Here is a 16,514-nt window from a genome sequence, read left to right on the forward strand (position 1 = left end):
ACATGCTTAAAACTCTACGCAACATAATTAAAGCGGGCGACTCTACTATCGCATATCCTTTTGCACCGTATCCTACCGTGCCAGAAATGCGTGGTAAGCCCGAGCACAGCTTAGAGCGCTGCATTGCCTGCGCCGCGTGTGCTGTTGCATGTCCGCCTAATGCTATTCGTATGGAAACGAAAGTTTCTGAGGGCAATATCGAGTGGCAAATCAATTATGGTGCTTGCATTTTCTGCGGGCGCTGTGAGGAAGTTTGCCCTGTGGAAGCCATACGTTTGGGCGATCAGTTCGAGCTTGCGGTTATGTCGAAACCCGACTTGATTGAAACATGCTCGTATGAGCTGCAACGTTGTTCTGAATGCGGCAAGTATTTCGCACCGAAAAAAGAAGTTGACTATGCATGCCGTGTTTTGTCACGTCTTGAAAACGATGAAGAGGCAGAAAACGCAATCCGTGTTGCGGGCTTATGCACCGAGTGCAAGGAGCGCGCTGATGCCTATCACGCTCGCACGATCGCGCGCTCAAGGCAAGAGGGGGTACACTAATGGCACATACAGTTTTTCCTGAACGCTTACAAGCGCGCTTAGATCCTATTACCGTTGATGAAAAGGTAAAAGAAGCCAAAGCTGCACTGTTAAAGCACATCAAACGTTCAATTTATATTTATCGTGTAGACTGCGGTGGTTGTAACGGATGCGAAATTGAAATTTTTGGTACCATTACACCAATTTTCGATACCGAGCGTTTTGGTATTAAGAATATGGCAAGCCCACGTCATGCAGACATTCTGGTTTATACCGGTGCTGTAACGCGTGCCATGCGACTGCCAGCTTTGCGTGCGTATGAAGGTGCGCCTGATCCGAAGCTGGTTGTATCATATGGCGCATGCGGTTGTACCGGCGGTATTTTCCACGACAATTATTGTGTGTGGGGCGGTACCGATAAGCTTATTCCGGTTGATATTTATATTCCTGGATGCCCACCTTCACCTGCACAAACTATTTATGGCTTTGCAATGGCATTGGGTATTTTGGGTCAGCGTCTTCACGAAACGCATCTTCATCAGGCAGAAGGCGAGCAAGCTCCACTGCTGCATAACCATTTGCCATACAAGATGAAAGTTGAACTTGAACGTGAAGCACGTATACTTTCTGGCTATCGTTATGGTCGTGAACTGGTAAATCGTTTTATGGATACGCTTGACGCGCCTGATGGTGATGTACTTGGTTCGGTAAATCGCCTTATTACTAATGAAGACGATCCACGTAAAGTTGAAGTATTTAGTGAGCTTAAAGACATACTCGAAAAGAAGGTTGTGGGTATGCGATGAAAAACCACGACTATACACCTGGTGAAAATCGGATGGAGTCGGTTGGTACGCAAGGAGATAGGATTAATTTCTATCTCCTGCGCCGTAAGTTTGTTGATTCCGCTCAATCTATTCCAGACGATGCGAAAGAAGTTTTGTATTATACGATGTCAGTGGGGCATCATACCGGTGTGGTTGACTGCTTTGAAAAGTCACTGAGCATTCCTATTGCGACGTATGAAAAAATTTGTGAATTGATGGAAAACGATGAAGCTAAACGTAAGTTAAAAGGTGTTTTAACGTTTGGTGAAATCGAGATCAATAAAGAACACACGCCGTTTTTGCTTCCTGCTGCGCGTTTGGCGCTTTCGACCATCGATGTATACGATGAAGTGGGAAAATACACGATGCCGTTAGACACAACCGAGCTTCCACTGCTGGTGAATTTGGTTGATTTGCTGTTGAAAGTACGCAATGAAACTAATGTTTACCTCATGGTAAGGAGGGGCTTTGAGTAATCAAGAGCCACTCGATACGGATGCGTCATGGAATCGCGATGCTGTCGTGAACACTGACGGCGCTGCTGGTGCCGCTGGTGCCGTGGCTGGTGCTGCGGGCGGTGCGGGCACTGCTGATGTTCATGCCGCAGGTGTTGCTGGAATCGATGCCTACGATGAAGATTTTTCTGCCGTAGAAGAAGCACGTGCCGTGATGGCCCGCGACGAACTGCCGCTCGTGCCTCTGGCGCCATGTGAAACGAGCGCCTCAAGCGTGAAGGCATCAGGCGCAGGTAGCGCAGGCAGCGCTGATAGCGCAGGTAGCGCGGCGGCTGTATCAAGCGCCTCGGCTTCAAGCTCAAGCGCTTCATCTTGCCATCATCCCGATGGCCCACTTGTGCTGTTCACCGCTGGTAGCGTTTTGCGCGGCGACGATGCGGTTGGTCCTCTTCTTGCAAAAAATTTAATGGATGCGCCGCTTGAAGGCTGGGAAATTGTCGATGGCGGACAAACTCCTGAAGACGATTTATATTACATTCGCGAACTGTGCCCCCGTAAAGTAGTATTTGTTGATGCTGCTCAAATGGGCTTTGAACCAGGAAGCATTCGCCGCTTAACAGCGCAGGATGTTGCCAAACAGTGCATGATAACCACGCATTCGCTTCCTATTTCTTTCTTGCTTGGTCAGCTGGGAGAAGTATGCGACGACGTGGTATTTCTTGGAGTTCAGGTTAAGGGTACTGAATTTTTTGATCCACTGTCTGACGAGGTTCGCGCAGCTCTTGAAGATATTGAGCGCACATTACGAGGAGGTGAAAGCCTGGAGCGCTACGAGTCACTTGTGTAGGGGAAATACATGTGAACAGGCGCTTCGATGACACTAGCTCTCTGAGATGCAGTACACTGCACCTCTGCAACGTTTAGCACATCACGGTACGTGTAGCTGGGAGAATATGTCTTGCGTGTTATGGTAAGCGATCGGAAATGGAGAGACTTATGGATGCTCTAGATGTAAAAAAAGTTGCTCCCGATTCACTCGGGCCAGCAGATATTGTTACTAAAGCAGAAACAATTGCTGTTGGAAAAACAAAAATGACGTCACTACGTACGTTTTTAGCAGCACTTCTTGCAGGTGCGTTCATCGCTTTTGGCGGTACGTATTTCTGCGTTTTCCTTGGTGATACCACGCTGCCTTTCGGTGTTCAGCGTGTTGTGGGCGGTATTTGCTTCTGCCTTGGCCTGGTATTGGTTTTATGCTGCGGATGCGAGCTGTTTACGGGCAATTCTCTTATGATGTCAGCGAAAGTTTCTAAGAAAATTACCTGTGCACAGTTGCTTAAAAACTGGGGCATTGTATGGGTTGGAAACCTTGTTGGAGCACTTATTGCCGTATTTTTGATGTATATGTCAAAAGTACAGGTTATGAACCATGGTGAAGTTGCTATGACAATGGTTAATGTTGCTGCTGGTAAAGTTGCGCTTGATCCTGTTACGATGTTCTTTAAAGGCATTATGTGTAACGTGTTTGTATGCTTGGCGGTATGGATTGGTTTTGGTGCGCGTACTACCGTTGATAAAGTAATCGGTATTATTCTTCCTATCTCGGCATTTGTTGCGCTTGGTTTTGAGCACTGTGTTGCGAATATGTCATTTTTGCCGATGGGCTTGCTGCTGAACAGCATGGGCGTTGGAGCTGCAGGTGCTGTTACACTTCAAGGCGTTATTACCAACTTGGTTATTGTTACCATCGGTAACGTCGTAGGCGGCAGTTTGATAGCGCTTGTGTACCGCGCAGCCTATGGTACAATGAAAAAAGACTAGGGTACACTTGCATTTACCCTGTTCATAAGGGGTTAAGTGATAAGGAGAACCTATGCATCGTCAGTTAGCAATAATTGGTGGAGCAGTTTCAGTAGGCGTAGCCGGTGGCTGCGCCTCTGTTATTCTTACGTATACTTCAGCATGGGCAGAAGAGATTTTTGCTCAGTATCCGTTGATGATAATAGGCATACTTGTTGCTCCATTTTTAACGTGGCTACTGTATCGCGTAACGCACGTTGACATTAATACGTCTACCTATGGCGTGTTGCGTGCAACACAAGCTGGTAATCATACATCGCCTGCGCTTGCGCTTGATATTATTGCAGGTACGTTTTTAACGCTCGTGAGCGGTGGTGCCGTGGGAAAAGAAGGCGCCGCAATTCAGGCTGGAGCTGCGTTTTCTTCGGGCGTCGCACGCGTGCTGCGACTGCCAAGCGCGGTGATTCCCTACGCCATTGCCGCCGGCATGGCAGGTGCTTTTTCTGCGCTTATGCTTGCTCCGTTAGCAGCTATTCTCTTTATAATTGAAATTATCAAGTTTAATGACGAACAAATTCGCTCACCCTACCTGCTTATGATTCCTGTGGCGTCATTTGTGGCGTACGCGGTGGCGCGCCTGTGTAATGTTGGTTTGCCATGGCAGGTGCTCAGTGAGGGAGTGAGCGCTACGTCAACAGCGCAGATTGCGCTTATTGCACTGGGAAGTCTGCTTGCGGCGTTGTTCGCGATGCTGTTTGTTGCGAGTATGAAAGTTATAAGCGGAACAACGAGTATCCTGCTGGCGCGCCCTTGGCTTCGCTATCTGGTTGGAGCGGTGGTTGTACTTGCATTTGTGCTGGTCACACACGGTGTGTATAGCGGTACCGGATTGCGCGAAATTACGGCCGTTATGCACGGCTCTGTCTTTTCTGTTGTAGATGTGGTTTTAAAGATTGCTTTGTGTGCGCTTTGCTTGGGTTTCGGATTTAAAGGCGGCGAAATTTTACCCGTATTTTGCCTTGGAGCGTTGTGTGGAGCGTGGTGGGCACCAATTGTTGGCGTTGACGTGGTATTTATGGGCGCTATTTGCTTAGTTGCTGCTTTTGGTGCAGCTACCGGTGCACCGCTTGCTGCACTTGTGTTTGGTGTGGAAGTGTTCGGCTTTGCTGCACTACCATATTTCGTGTTTGCAGCCGTTGTTGGTGCGCTTTTTTCTCGCTTCTTGAACTTGTATGACGGCAAAACATTCACGCTTGGTGTGCCGCTTGATCGTCCGTAATATTGTGTAGTAACCCAATACTGTGTAGTAACCAGTATCTGCGTCTGTGTAGTAACCAGTATCTGCGTAGCGCTGATCGTGTTCACGTAGCGTGTTTGTTTAGTGTATGTATGGTGCACGGTGGGGTACTTTGCATGTATATTTTCTGTAAAAGCGTCCAATGCCGCTATTTTTATTTTATAAATTGACGCATTAATTCCAGTTCATAGACTGTTTTTTTATCATACGCATAACCGAGAGCTATTCAGGGAATGTAAGGTTAGTGGTATATAATACCACTATTTACGAGTGCAGATTTATATTTTGCGAGTAGATTTGCGAGTAGAGTATTAATGGTGCTCATAGATAAGTTATGAGGAACAGCACATGAAAGTTTATGCAAGTATGGTACACCAGATTGGCTTATTAGGTTTATCTCAGCAGGTAAAAAGCAAATTTTCGAATTCAGGACGGATGGGAAGTGCTGCTGTGGCTTGTGGTATGCGTATGCTGTTTGGCGCGCTTGTAGTATCGCTATTATCGCTGTTTATGTGCGCGTCAAGTGCGTGCGCACCGTATGCTTATGCCGATAACTCAACATTGTTTCTTTCTACGAATACTCAGATAAAATCTAACGTTGCGTATCGAATTGTGGCAGCTGCTGATAATGCTTGTGCGATAACACCTGATGGGGAAAGCGTAGACAACGGAGCTCGAGCAGTATTTTCTAAACCGACCGCTCGATTAATACAGCAGTATCGCATTGTGCCGCTTTCTAATGGGTATTACAAAATTCTTAACCTCGCAAGTAACAACGCGCTTGATGTTATGGCTGCTCAAGCTACACCTTTAACCCCTGTACAATTTTATGAAGATAATGGAACACCTGCTCAGCAGTGGAAACTTGTTCCTACACGCGAAAATCGTTTTGTGCTTCAGTCGCGATTATCAAAGACGCTTGTTCTGGATTGGTGCGATGGGCATATCCGTGGAAGCAACAAGTTACAAATAACGCGTCCGAACGGATCGTGGTTTCAGGAATTTTGCATTCAGCCACTGGGCGTTTTGATTGATGAACCCTCTCAATCGGGTGATAATTCATCCGCAGGTGACAACAATTCGAATACGGATAATAGCGATAATTCTAACTCTCAAGCTCAAAATGACCCGTCTGCACCGCCTGCATCTGCGCCTGGTGCACCGCGTATTGAATCGGGTAGCGTCTATGAGCTGCAAAGCGCGCTTAATCGTAATGTTGTGGTAGGTGTTGTGGATGGCTCGCGTGCTGACGGCGCAGGTATCGAGCTTGAATCACGCGATACACGCATTGGTCAATATTTTCGTTTTGATGATGCAGGGGATGGCTATTATACACTCATAAATATTGCCAGCGGTAAAGCACTTGATGTACAAGCTGCGTCAAGTGATAACGGTACGCCGGTATGGTCGTATGAGTCGAACGGAACCGTTGCTCAGCAGTGGAAGCCCGTGTGGAACGGATCGTCGTTTACGCTCTATTCACGCCTTTCGCCTCGTGTTGTGCTTGATATTCCTGCATCCGATGCGCGCAATGGTGCTGCGCTGTGGATTTATGAAGCCAACAAAACGCCTGCTCAGAATTTTAGACTTATTTTTCACAAGGCGCTCACACAGGCTCAGACGCTTCGTGATGCCTTTAACTTGAGTAAAGGACCTTTCGCGTTTCGCAGCATGCTTGACACGAATGAAGTGCTTGATGTGGCTGATGGAAGTCGCGATGATGCTGCAAACGTCCAAGTATATAGCTGGAATGGAACACGTGGCCAACTGTATACTGTTACCTCTGCAGGTGAAGGCATATATCGCATTGCTAATGCAGGCTCAGGGAAGAATGTTAATGTAGCGTGGGGTCAAACGAAACCAGGTTCTAATGTTCAACAGTATGAAGACGATGCTACCCTTGCTGGTTATTGGTTCTTTAAGCGCATTGCGCCTGATGTGTTTGGTATTTTCTCGGCAAAAAGTGGTTTAGCGCTTGATGTGTGTGCAGGTCAGGCAAGTGATGGACAAAATATCTGGGTATGGGAAGCTAATGGTACTCCTGCTCAGCAGTGGCAATTAAGTGCTGAAGAGCTTTCAACAATACCAGAACCAGATCCTAATCCAGCTCCTAGGCCCAATCCTGCGCCGTTGCCGTCAGGCTCTGTTTTAAATGGTGTGGATATTTCGCACTATCAAGATGGCATTGACCTTGATATTACACCGTTTGATTTTGCAATTATGAAAGCAACAGAGGGCTATACCTATGTTGACCGTACCTTTAATAGATTCGTGAGAAAATCGATTGCCAATAATAAAAAAATAGGCGCGTATTCGTTTGCTCGTCAGGGTGATTGGAAAGTTCAAGCTGATCATTTTATTAAGAATGTGCGTCCTTATTTGGGAAACATTGTACTGGTGCTTGATTGGGAAACGCAAGAAGTTACCGATCAAGGTCCGCAATGGGCAAAGCAGTGGCTCGATTATGTGTATCAGCAAACAGGCGTGCGACCGCTTATTTATATGTCAAAGTCGGTTACTCGTGCGTACGATTGGACAGCTGTTGCGCGTGATTATAAGTTGTGGGTAGCGCAATATGGTTCGAATGATCCAAGTGGCTATCAGGAAAAACCGTGGACAGATTCTAAAGGCTTTGGCGCGTGGTCGGCACCTACCTTGTTTCAGTACTCCTCGAGTGGACGCTTACCTGGTTATGATGGCGACATCGATTTGGATATGTTTTATGGAACAGCAGATGATTGGGATAGTTTAGCTGCTATTTCACGATAAGCGTGCAGTGTGGTTGGTGTGTTCCCACTCGGGCATAAAGCGCCCGTGTGGTTCGTACATTCCATTCATGCATAAACCCCATAGCGTAGTGCGTGGCTGGAACGCTTGCGATTGATGAACACAGCGTATGTTATGGCTGGTACGCTTGTGATTGCCGGCCAATGCGCGTGTTATGGCTGCTGAGCGCTGCACTCATCACTGGGCGGGTTTTGGTCTGTTTGACGAGCGTTTTCCTCAAGCGCACTTTCATCAATGAATTCAAGGCTATCGGGAAGTGTTACCGGCGCAAGGCGGTAACACTCCTTAAACGCACCTTCTTCCAGCGACATTAAACTGTTTGGTATGCTCACGTTGCGTAATTCACTGCATCCTAGAAAAGCGCGTTGTCCAAGCCAGCCTAAATACGGTGGCAGCGTGATGGATGTAAGTGAAATGCATCTGCTAAATGCATCATTTTCTATCATTTCAAGACTATCAGGAAACTCTATCGTTTCTAAATTAACGCATCCTTGGAATGCCTCGTCGTGTATATGGGTAAGACCATCAGGCAAAACAAGATGTTCAAGCCCTGCGCAATTTTGGAAGCACCCACGTTGAATTTCAGTAAGCGTATGCGGCAGAGAAATACTGCTCAGCGATCGACAGCGCAAAAATGCGTGCTCATCGATAGTAGTTACACCTTCGGGAACGTCAATTTCATGTAATTTCCAGCAGCCTAAAAACGCTTCTTCTCCTATGTGTGTCAGCGTTGATGGGAAGTGCACAACCTCAAGATTGCTGCAGCCCGTAAAGGCGTTTTTCTCAATTGTTGTTACGCCCTCAGGGATATCGATGCGCTCAATCGACAGATTCCACGCAAAGCAGCTTTGCCCTATGACGGTAATATTATCAGGGATAATGGGATGTTCATTTTCGCCAGAATAGGCGTTGCAGGTAATATCAAAATGTTCCATAATCGCTCGCAATCGTAGAAGCGCGTCGTGCTTGGATAGTATGTGTATGCACCTGTGTTGATACAGCAAACATATACGTATGTGTTTCTGTGCCTGTTCCTATGTTTGTCCCCAAGCTTATGCTTATGTTTGTACCCGTTTTTGTGCTTGTGCCCGTACGGGGTCGAGCATCGTATATACCCATAGACTGTGTTGCATCTGTGCACCGTACATACATCGGTACCAGTATATACTCTGGTATCTGCTGAGAGTTTGGTATTGCGTATGTGACTGTATCTGTGCGTAGTGTTGTTATATCAAATTTCAGTATTTTTGGCTATGCGTACACTACAAGCTCGGCTAAAAAATAACGTACTAAAGTCGTAAAAAATCCATCATTTGTTCGCTCGAGTTTAGTGCTTAGTATTGATATGATGAATACATCAGAAAGTGTAGGGCACCGTGCATCTGCGCGAAAGTATTTCCTGATAACAGATATTATTCCTGTTCACCGTTGCGTTTCACGTCGTTTTGTTTTGTGTGCTCATCAACCAAAGGAGTATTATGGGCTTTGTTCATTTGCACAACCATACAGAATATTCCTTGCTCGTAGGTATGAGTAAAGTAAAAGCTTTGGTTGCGCGCTCGTCACATTTAGGTATGCCTGCTGTTGCTGTTACCGATTTCGGCGTGATGTCGTCTGTGCCCGAGCTGTGCGATGAATGTGCAGCATACAATAAAAAGCTTGCAAAGGAACCAAGTGCTGACGAGCCGTCTGCTTGCGCTGTTAAGCCAATCTACGGTTGCGAGATTTATATTCACAATCCGCTTGCCTCAATGCGCACAAACGATACGGGTGTTTATAACCTTGTGCTGCTTGCAAAAACGAATGAGGGCTATCACAACCTTATGAAGTTGTCGTCGATAGGGCAGGTAGATAACGTTAACGACAATGCATGTGTTCCGTTTGACAAACTTAAAGAATACAGCAAAGGGATTATCTGTTTGTCGGGTGCATCACAAGGAAATATTGTTGGCGTGCCGCCATCAAAAGGATTGCTACCAACGCTTCTCCAAACTGGTCAAATGCAAGCTGCGCGTGAAGTAGCAGCGCTTCTTGCCGACTGTTTTGAAAAAGGCGATTTTTATATTGAAGTGCAATGCCCTGAAACCGCAGGTGCAGCATCTGAGTATGGTGCTGCAGGTAATTTGTATGCCGTGCATGATGCAAACGATGTATCAGACAATGGCGATGTCTATGACGCCTATGACGATCCATATGCTGATCCGTATATGGACGATCCGTATGCTCAAGGTGCATATGATGACGCATATTATTCGTCAGAGGGCGCTCACTACAACACTTCTGGAGAAGGTGTGTATTCGGACGCATCGTATGACGAATTTTCCCAAGGCACAGGGAGCGCAGATGGGTATGGCGCTTCCGGCCAAGCAGCTGCCAGTGCGTCTGCAGGTGCAAGCTTATCATCAGGTTCTATGCCGGGATCTTCATCGGGATTGTTAGCAAGCGATCAAGCTCGCTTGAACGAAGCACTGAAACAACTTGCCTGCGAGCTTGCGTTACCGCTTGTTGCAACGAACAATACCTATTACGTGAATAACAAAGATGCTGAAGCTCACGATTTGTTGCTGTGCATAGGTGACGGCGCAAAAGTGCACGATTATGAGCGCAAAAAGCTTCCTCATCAGCAATTTTATTTGAAATCAGAAGCCGAGATGCGCGCTGCGTTTTCTACTATGCCTGAAGCGTGCGATAACACGGTGAAAATTGCCGAGCAATGCAATGTTGAACTGGAGCGCGACGTTATTTTGCCGCGTTTTAAGTGGACGGAAGGTTATACGGAAGTTCAGTGGTTTCGCAAGTGTGTTAAGCGCGGATTAGAGAAACGCTATGGCTTGCCTGTTCCTTCTGACGTGCGAAAACGTGCTTCTTACGAAATGGGTGTTATTACACATCAGGGTTTTGCAGCATATTTTCTTATTGTACAGGAGTACATTCAGTGGGCGCGTAGCCAGGGCATTTGTGTTGGTCCTGGTCGTGGTTCTGCTGCTGGCGCTATTGTGTCGTATGCGCTTGAAATTACCGACCTCGACCCGCTTCAAAACGGGTTGCTGTTTGAGCGTTTTTTGTCGCCTGAGCGCGTTGAGATGCCCGATATTGATGTCGACTTTGAAGATGAACGTCGCTTTGAAGTGCGCGACCATATTCGAGAAATGTATGGAGCTGATTGCGTTTCAGGCGTTATTACATTTGGAAAATTGCAAGCAAAAAATGCTGTTCGCGATGCTGCGCGCGCATTGGGTGTTGACAACCGTGTAGCTGATGACATAGCAAAATTGGTAGGTGAAAACGATAGTTTAGCTGATGACTTGGAAACAAACGACCAGCTTAAAGAGAAGTTTGAAACAGACGAAACCGTTAATAATGTTATTACGAGCGCTATGAAAATTGAAGGGTATGCGCGAAACGAAGGCGTGCATGCCTGCGCAACGATGATTTGCCGCGATGCGCTTGACAACCATGTTCCTATGAAACGTGACACAAAAGGTGGCGGCTTTATTACTCAGTTTGACGGCCATTATACTCCTGAACTGGGATTATTAAAGATGGACTTTCTGGGCTTGCGTACACTTGGTATGTTGTCGTGTGCGTGTCGTTATATTAAACAGACGAAAGGCGTTACGCTTGTTCCTGAAAAAATCCCTATTGATGATGCAGGTGCGTTTGCACTTATGCAATCGGGGAATATGGACGGTTTATTCCAGGTAGAAAGCGCGTTGTATGTGTCGTTGTTCCGCCGTCTTCCGCCGCGTCGTTTTTCGGATATTGTTGCGTCAATTGCACTAAACCGACCAGGTCCTTTGGAATCAGGTATGGTGGACGACTATGTTGAAGTAGCATCAGGGCGCGTTCAGGCGCATTATTATGACGAGCGTCTGCGTTCTATTCTTGAAGAAACCTATGGCACGATGGTGTACCAAGAGCAAATTATGCTGGTATCGATGGAGATGAGCGGTTTTTCTGCTGGAAAAGCTGACCGTCTTCGTAAAGCAATGGGTAAAAAGAAACTTGATATTATGCGCCAGCTGAAAGAAGATTGGAATAAAGGCGCGGTTGAGCGTGGCTACGATATTGAAATTGCCAAGCGCATTTGGGATGATGCCGAAAAATTCGCAAAGTATGCATTTAACAAGTCGCATTCAGCTGCGTATGCTGTTATTGTAATGCGTACTGCGTATATGAAAGCGCATTATCCGTTTGAGTATATGGCGGCAGTATTATCGAGCTATATTACTAATAACGACAAGCTTATTCACTACATCATAAGCGCAAACAATAATAAAACACCGGTAATCCCGCCTGATGTTAATCGATCGGATGTGATGTTTACCCCTGATGAGCACGGTATTTTATACGGGCTTGCAGGTATTAAAGGCGTTGGTATTGAAGCTGCTCAAGCGATTGTTGATGAGCGTAAAGCACATGGTACATTTTCCTCGCTGCATGATTTTGTGTATCGTGTAGATACGAATAGCTACAACAAAAAAACTATCGAGGCACTTATTTATGCAGGTGCGTTCGATTCAACAGGATATACGCGCATGCAGTTGCAAACAATGCTCCTGGAAAGTGATTTGCTGGCAGCTGCTTCAAGCTATCATGCGCATAAGCGCTCAGGGCAGTTGTGTTTTTCCGACTTGCGCTCTGGTGGTAGTACGCCTATAAGTGCAGAGGAAATTCCAGCAAGTACCGGCATTGAGTGGCCGCTTCTGCAAAAACTTAAGCTTGAGAAAAATACGCTTGGCTTGTATCTATCACAGCATCCTACGCATCCGTATAAGCGTATATTTGAGAAATTATCACCGTATACGATGCGTTCGCTTAGTAAGCATCGCGATATTCAAACGGGTACTTTTGTTGGTATGATTACCAATTTTAACTTTCGTCTTACGCGTAAAGGCAAGCAAATGGCAACGTTTGATCTTGAGGATGCTTCAGGTTCAATTCCGTGCGTTTGCTTTGACTATCAGGGGAAAAACGACCGTTTTATCATCAATGATGCGATTGTTAAAATTACGGGAAAGTTTGAAAACGGAGAGAGGGGAGCGCAAATTATCGCTTCTAAACTGGCGAATATCGATTTGCTTGATTATCATGAAAGCCCGCAGCAAGAAACGCGTGCCTTAGCGCCTTGTGTCGATATTTACGTTGATGGCTCGCAATTTAGTGCTAACTTTCTTCGCAGCTTGCGCACTACGTTGCTGCGTTTTCCTGGAGATGATATCGTGGTATTGTATGTGGTTGACATGAATAATCATCATTATAAGTGTACGCTACCTTTGCGTGTGGATGCGAAGAATGCCGATTTGCAACAGTTTATACGGAGTTTACGTTCGTGAATAATAACGAAAATATAGCGTGGGAACGTGCACATAGGGAACGTGTTTCCGCAGGTAACGGCTACGATGCCGCGTACGAAAGCGTCGTTGCGGGTGAGAAAGATGCCGCATGCGCGGCGGAGAATGATAGCGTCTTAGATGCTGGCCGCTTTATTACCTGTGCAGCTCAGCTTTCCTACAACGGTGCTCCCTTCCACGGCTTTGCGCGCCAACCGCACCAGTGTAGCGTGCAAGGCAACGTTGAAGCGGCGCTTGCAACGCTGTTTCGCATACCTGTTCAAACCGTTTGCGCAGGTAGAACCGATGCCGGCGTTCACGCGCGCAGACAGGTGATAAGTTTTGATATGCCTACCAGCTTTGAAGAACGCATTCGCTCGCCTCGTAGTTTATTCGCGCTTAATGCACTTACGCATGATGCGATAGCGATTCATGATATTAAGGTTGTTGAACAGGGGTTTTCTGCACGCTTTGACGCTATCGAGCGCACGTATCGCTATCTTATTTACAATGCAGTTGCACCGTGTGTGCTTATTGCGCCTTTGTGTTGGCATATTACCAAACCACTTGATGTGTCTGCTATGCAACAAGCTGCACAATTTTTTATTGGTGAGCATGATTATAAAAGTTTTTGCCATGCTCCTTCCGCGGTAGGAAAGCCAACGTGTCGTTTTGTGCGTTGCGTTAATATTATACCTGTTGAAGTGTGGGGTTACGCGTGCATTGCGATCGAAGTTGTGGGGAACGCGTTTTTACACTCGATGGTGCGTACGATGGTGGGAACGCTTGTGCACGTAGGGCTTGGAAAGCGCCAGCCGCAGTGGATTGAACAGGTGCTTCATACGCGCGATCGGCGTGCTGCTGGGCCATGTGCTCCTGCATGCGGCTTAACGTTTTGGGATGTTTCCTATCCGTCGGTTACCTTTGAGCGGGAACAACAGCAGTTTAGTGCTGCATGGGGAGCACGCTTATGAGTGGCACATATAGTACGCAAACTCGCATTTCTCGAAACCCCGCTTCCGCACCGTCGCAGTCGCAGCAGGTTGCGGGCTCACACAGCGCTTCCGCACCTGCCACCAGTGCCTCGACTACGCCCAACGCCACGCCGTCTTCTAACTCCACGCAGCCTCCACATCCAGCCGGTGTTGCCACGTTTACGTGTTTGTACGAGAGCAAAGACAAAAAATACTGCCTTTTCGCAGATGAAAATGGCCATCTAACGAGTGTAAAAGCACACCGCCTTTCATAGCTTTGTTTCTAATACGTTAACTTGTAATGTTTCTTATTCAAATCTGCAATAAATTCTCGTGCTTTTTGCCGCAATACTAGGTATAATGTGCGAAATTGTTCATCGATCTTTGTTACGCATTTACAATTTAGCGCCTTGAAGAGGGCATAGCAGCCTCTTTGGGTGCGCTACATCTTTTTCGATGGTGTAAATACACGGACAGAGACCAAGAGAAAGAAGGGCTCTTATGTCAAGTAGTACACAAGAACGCTCCTCCTGGTCGGGGAAGTGGGCGTTCATCTTAGCAGGCGCCGCATCTGCGGTTGGCCTGGGGAATATGTGGCGATTCCCGTACTTAGCTGCGAAATATGGTGGCGGTACCTTTATTCTTACATATCTCATTTTAGTATTTACTTTTGGTGTAACCCTTCTTCTTCTTGAGTGCGCACTCGGCCGTCGCACGGGACTATCTGCTATTGGTGCTTTCCGCCATTTCGGAAAGAAATTCGCGTTCATTGGTGTTCTTGCATCGGCGGTGCCGTTCATTATTGCGCCCTATTACAGCATTATTGGTGGCTGGGTAACAAAATATACCTTTGCATACCTTATGAATGGACCTGCAGCTTTAGCCGATGACGGTAAATTCTTTACGAGTTTTATTTCATCGCCAGTTGAGAGCTTTGTGTGGATGGCAGTGTTTATGATTGTGGTGTTCATCATCGTTGGCTTAGGCGTTGATGGCGGTATCGAGCGTGCGAATCTTGTTATGATGCCGGCGCTTATCGTAATGGCTATTGCACTGGTGGTATACATTATTTCGATGCCAGGCGCTATGAGCGGCGTTGCGTATTACCTGATTCCTGATGTAGCGAAATTCTCGCCCGAGCTGTTTGTAAGCGCGCTGGGCCAGATGTTTTACAGCTTATCGCTGGCAATGGGCATCATGATTACCTACGGTAGCTATTTAGACAAGAAATCGAGCTTACCTCATTCTGTTGCAAATATTGGTATGTTCGACTTGGGTGTATCAATTTTAGCTGGCTTAATGATTGTTCCTGCCGCGTTTGTGGCCATGGGTTCTGGTGAAGCGGTTGCGGCAAAATCGGGTCCGTCTTTGATGTTTATAACGCTGCCAAAAGTGTTTGAAAGCATGGGACCACAAGTTGCAACTGTTATCGGTTTCCTGTTCTTCCTGTTGGTGGCGTTTGCTGCTATCACCAGCGCAATATCGCTGATAGAAACCATGACGTCAATCATCATGGACGGCAAAGGCTACTCGCGCAAAAAGGCGTTCACCATCACGTGTGTATTTACGTTTGTGATGGGTATCTTTATCAACCTGGGCTTTAACGGGCTGTCGTTCTTCCAGCCATTAGGCAAAGGCTCGACAATCTTAGACTTGTTCGACTTTGTTTCAAACTCGGTGTTAATGCCTATCGTTGCTGTTCTGACCTTGGTATTTGTTGGCTGGATTGTGAAGCCTAAGACGCTGATTGACGAAATTGAAGTGTCAGCGCCCTTCAAGCTTCAAGCTGCGTGGAGCGTAATGGTGAAATACATTGCTCCTGTTCTGGTAATCGTGATTATGGTTGCCTATGTGGGCGCGCAGTTCGGCGTGTTTAAGTTCTAGAACGCGTCTGATTTCGAGAACGTGTTTAGTTCTAGAACGTGCTTGAGTTTTGGAGCGCGGTTAGCTTTCAGAACGTATCTGAGTTGTATTTGTTCTGAACTGGTGTTCTGTGATTACTGTATGTGTTCCGTTCGTTGTTTGTGCTGGTAATATGCATGAGATTTGAGTGCGGTACACATGAAGAAGTGCTGTACACGATATACTAAATGAGAAAAGCGGATGCCTTTGTGGCATCCGCTTTCTTGTTGCGTGTTTGTTGCGCTTTGCGTTTGGTTGCATGCTAAGCGTCGCACGAGTTGAATGTTGTGTAGAGCATCGTGTTAAGCGTTGTACTGAGCGCCATGCGTGCATAGATTACGCACCAAGCGTCGTTCATGCAAAGTGCTCAATCCGAGCGGCGAGCGTGCTTGGTGTTTGGGCCGTGCGCCCAATCCGAGCACCTGACCCGAGTGGCGTGCGAGTTTATTTCTCCTGTTCATCTACCTTGTTAAACACTGCTTTCAGAACATTAATGACGCGATCCCCAACCACTTTTTGCCCTCCTAACAGATACATATGCTCGATGGTATCGTTGTAGAGTGCAACAACGCCGTTTACGGTAGTTTGGTTACTGTCATCAGCCAGTACCAGCAC

Annotated in this window: 11 protein-coding genes; 10 read left to right on the forward strand and 1 reads right to left on the reverse strand. The window is 46.7% G+C overall.

Annotated features, from left to right (window positions below; all coding sequences use genetic code 11):
• Positions 1 to 2: 2 nt before the first annotated feature.
• From HMPREF3190_RS04370 to HMPREF3190_RS04400, 7 genes are all read left to right on the forward strand, one after another.
• Positions 3 to 545, forward strand: coding sequence for a formate hydrogenlyase complex iron-sulfur subunit (locus tag HMPREF3190_RS04370; RefSeq protein ID WP_066780740.1), 543 nt, complete (start codon positions 3 to 5; stop codon positions 543 to 545).
• Positions 545 to 1,330 (forward strand): NADH-quinone oxidoreductase subunit B family protein, encoded by a 786-nt coding sequence (locus HMPREF3190_RS04375; RefSeq protein WP_066780741.1) that lies wholly within the window; start codon positions 545 to 547, stop codon positions 1,328 to 1,330. The genes HMPREF3190_RS04370 and HMPREF3190_RS04375 overlap by 1 nt, the downstream gene beginning before the upstream one ends.
• Positions 1,327 to 1,827 (forward strand): formate hydrogenlyase maturation protein HycH, encoded by a 501-nt coding sequence (gene hycH, locus HMPREF3190_RS04380; RefSeq protein ID WP_066780743.1) that lies wholly within the window; start codon positions 1,327 to 1,329, stop codon positions 1,825 to 1,827. The genes HMPREF3190_RS04375 and hycH overlap by 4 nt, the downstream gene beginning before the upstream one ends.
• A complete protein-coding gene (locus HMPREF3190_RS04385; RefSeq protein ID WP_066780745.1) occupies positions 1,820 to 2,653 on the forward strand; it encodes a hydrogenase 3 maturation endopeptidase HyCI in 834 nt (277 codons plus the stop codon). The genes hycH and HMPREF3190_RS04385 overlap by 8 nt, the downstream gene beginning before the upstream one ends.
• Before the next feature lie 149 nt (positions 2,654 to 2,802).
• On the forward strand, positions 2,803 to 3,627 hold the full coding sequence (locus HMPREF3190_RS04390; RefSeq protein ID WP_066780747.1) for a formate/nitrite transporter family protein: 825 nt from the start codon (positions 2,803 to 2,805) through the stop codon (positions 3,625 to 3,627).
• A gap of 52 nt (positions 3,628 to 3,679) precedes the next feature.
• Positions 3,680 to 4,885 carry a chloride channel protein gene (locus HMPREF3190_RS04395; RefSeq protein ID WP_066780750.1) on the forward strand — a complete coding sequence of 402 codons (1,206 nt, stop codon included), beginning with the start codon at positions 3,680 to 3,682 and terminating at the stop codon, positions 4,883 to 4,885.
• Between the two features lie 384 nt (positions 4,886 to 5,269).
• Positions 5,270 to 7,672: an RICIN domain-containing protein gene (locus HMPREF3190_RS04400; protein ID WP_449676190.1), complete on the forward strand. Its 2,403-nt coding sequence runs from the start codon at positions 5,270 to 5,272 to the stop codon at positions 7,670 to 7,672.
• Positions 7,673 to 7,842: 170 nt separating this feature from the next.
• Here HMPREF3190_RS04400 and HMPREF3190_RS04405 read toward each other — a convergent pair whose 3' ends face one another.
• Positions 7,843 to 8,625 (reverse strand): leucine-rich repeat domain-containing protein, encoded by a 783-nt coding sequence (locus tag HMPREF3190_RS04405; RefSeq protein WP_066780754.1) that lies wholly within the window; start codon positions 8,623 to 8,625, stop codon positions 7,843 to 7,845.
• A 594-nt stretch (positions 8,626 to 9,219) separates the two neighbouring features.
• On the opposite strand from HMPREF3190_RS04405, the gene dnaE reads away from it, so the two are divergent.
• The 3 genes from dnaE to HMPREF3190_RS04430 all read left to right on the forward strand — a co-directional run bounded on the left by dnaE (position 9,220) and on the right by HMPREF3190_RS04430 (position 15,881).
• Positions 9,220 to 13,026 carry a DNA polymerase III subunit alpha gene (gene dnaE / locus HMPREF3190_RS04415; protein ID WP_449676192.1) on the forward strand — a complete coding sequence of 1,269 codons (3,807 nt, stop codon included), beginning with the start codon at positions 9,220 to 9,222 and terminating at the stop codon, positions 13,024 to 13,026.
• Positions 13,023 to 13,997, forward strand: a complete 975-nt coding sequence (gene truA, locus HMPREF3190_RS04420) for a tRNA pseudouridine(38-40) synthase TruA (RefSeq protein WP_449676194.1) — start codon at positions 13,023 to 13,025, stop codon at positions 13,995 to 13,997. The genes dnaE and truA overlap by 4 nt, the downstream gene beginning before the upstream one ends.
• 501 nt (positions 13,998 to 14,498) lie before the next feature.
• The gene (locus HMPREF3190_RS04430) at positions 14,499 to 15,881 is read left to right on the forward strand and encodes a sodium-dependent transporter (RefSeq protein ID WP_066780762.1); all 1,383 of its coding nucleotides are present in this window, start codon (positions 14,499 to 14,501) and stop codon (positions 15,879 to 15,881) included.
• Positions 15,882 to 16,514 lie beyond the last annotated feature (633 nt).

The organism is Umbribacter vaginalis, from assembly GCA_001552935.1.
In the GTDB taxonomy this organism is placed as follows: Bacteria; Actinomycetota; Coriobacteriia; order Coriobacteriales; family Eggerthellaceae; genus Berryella; species Berryella vaginalis.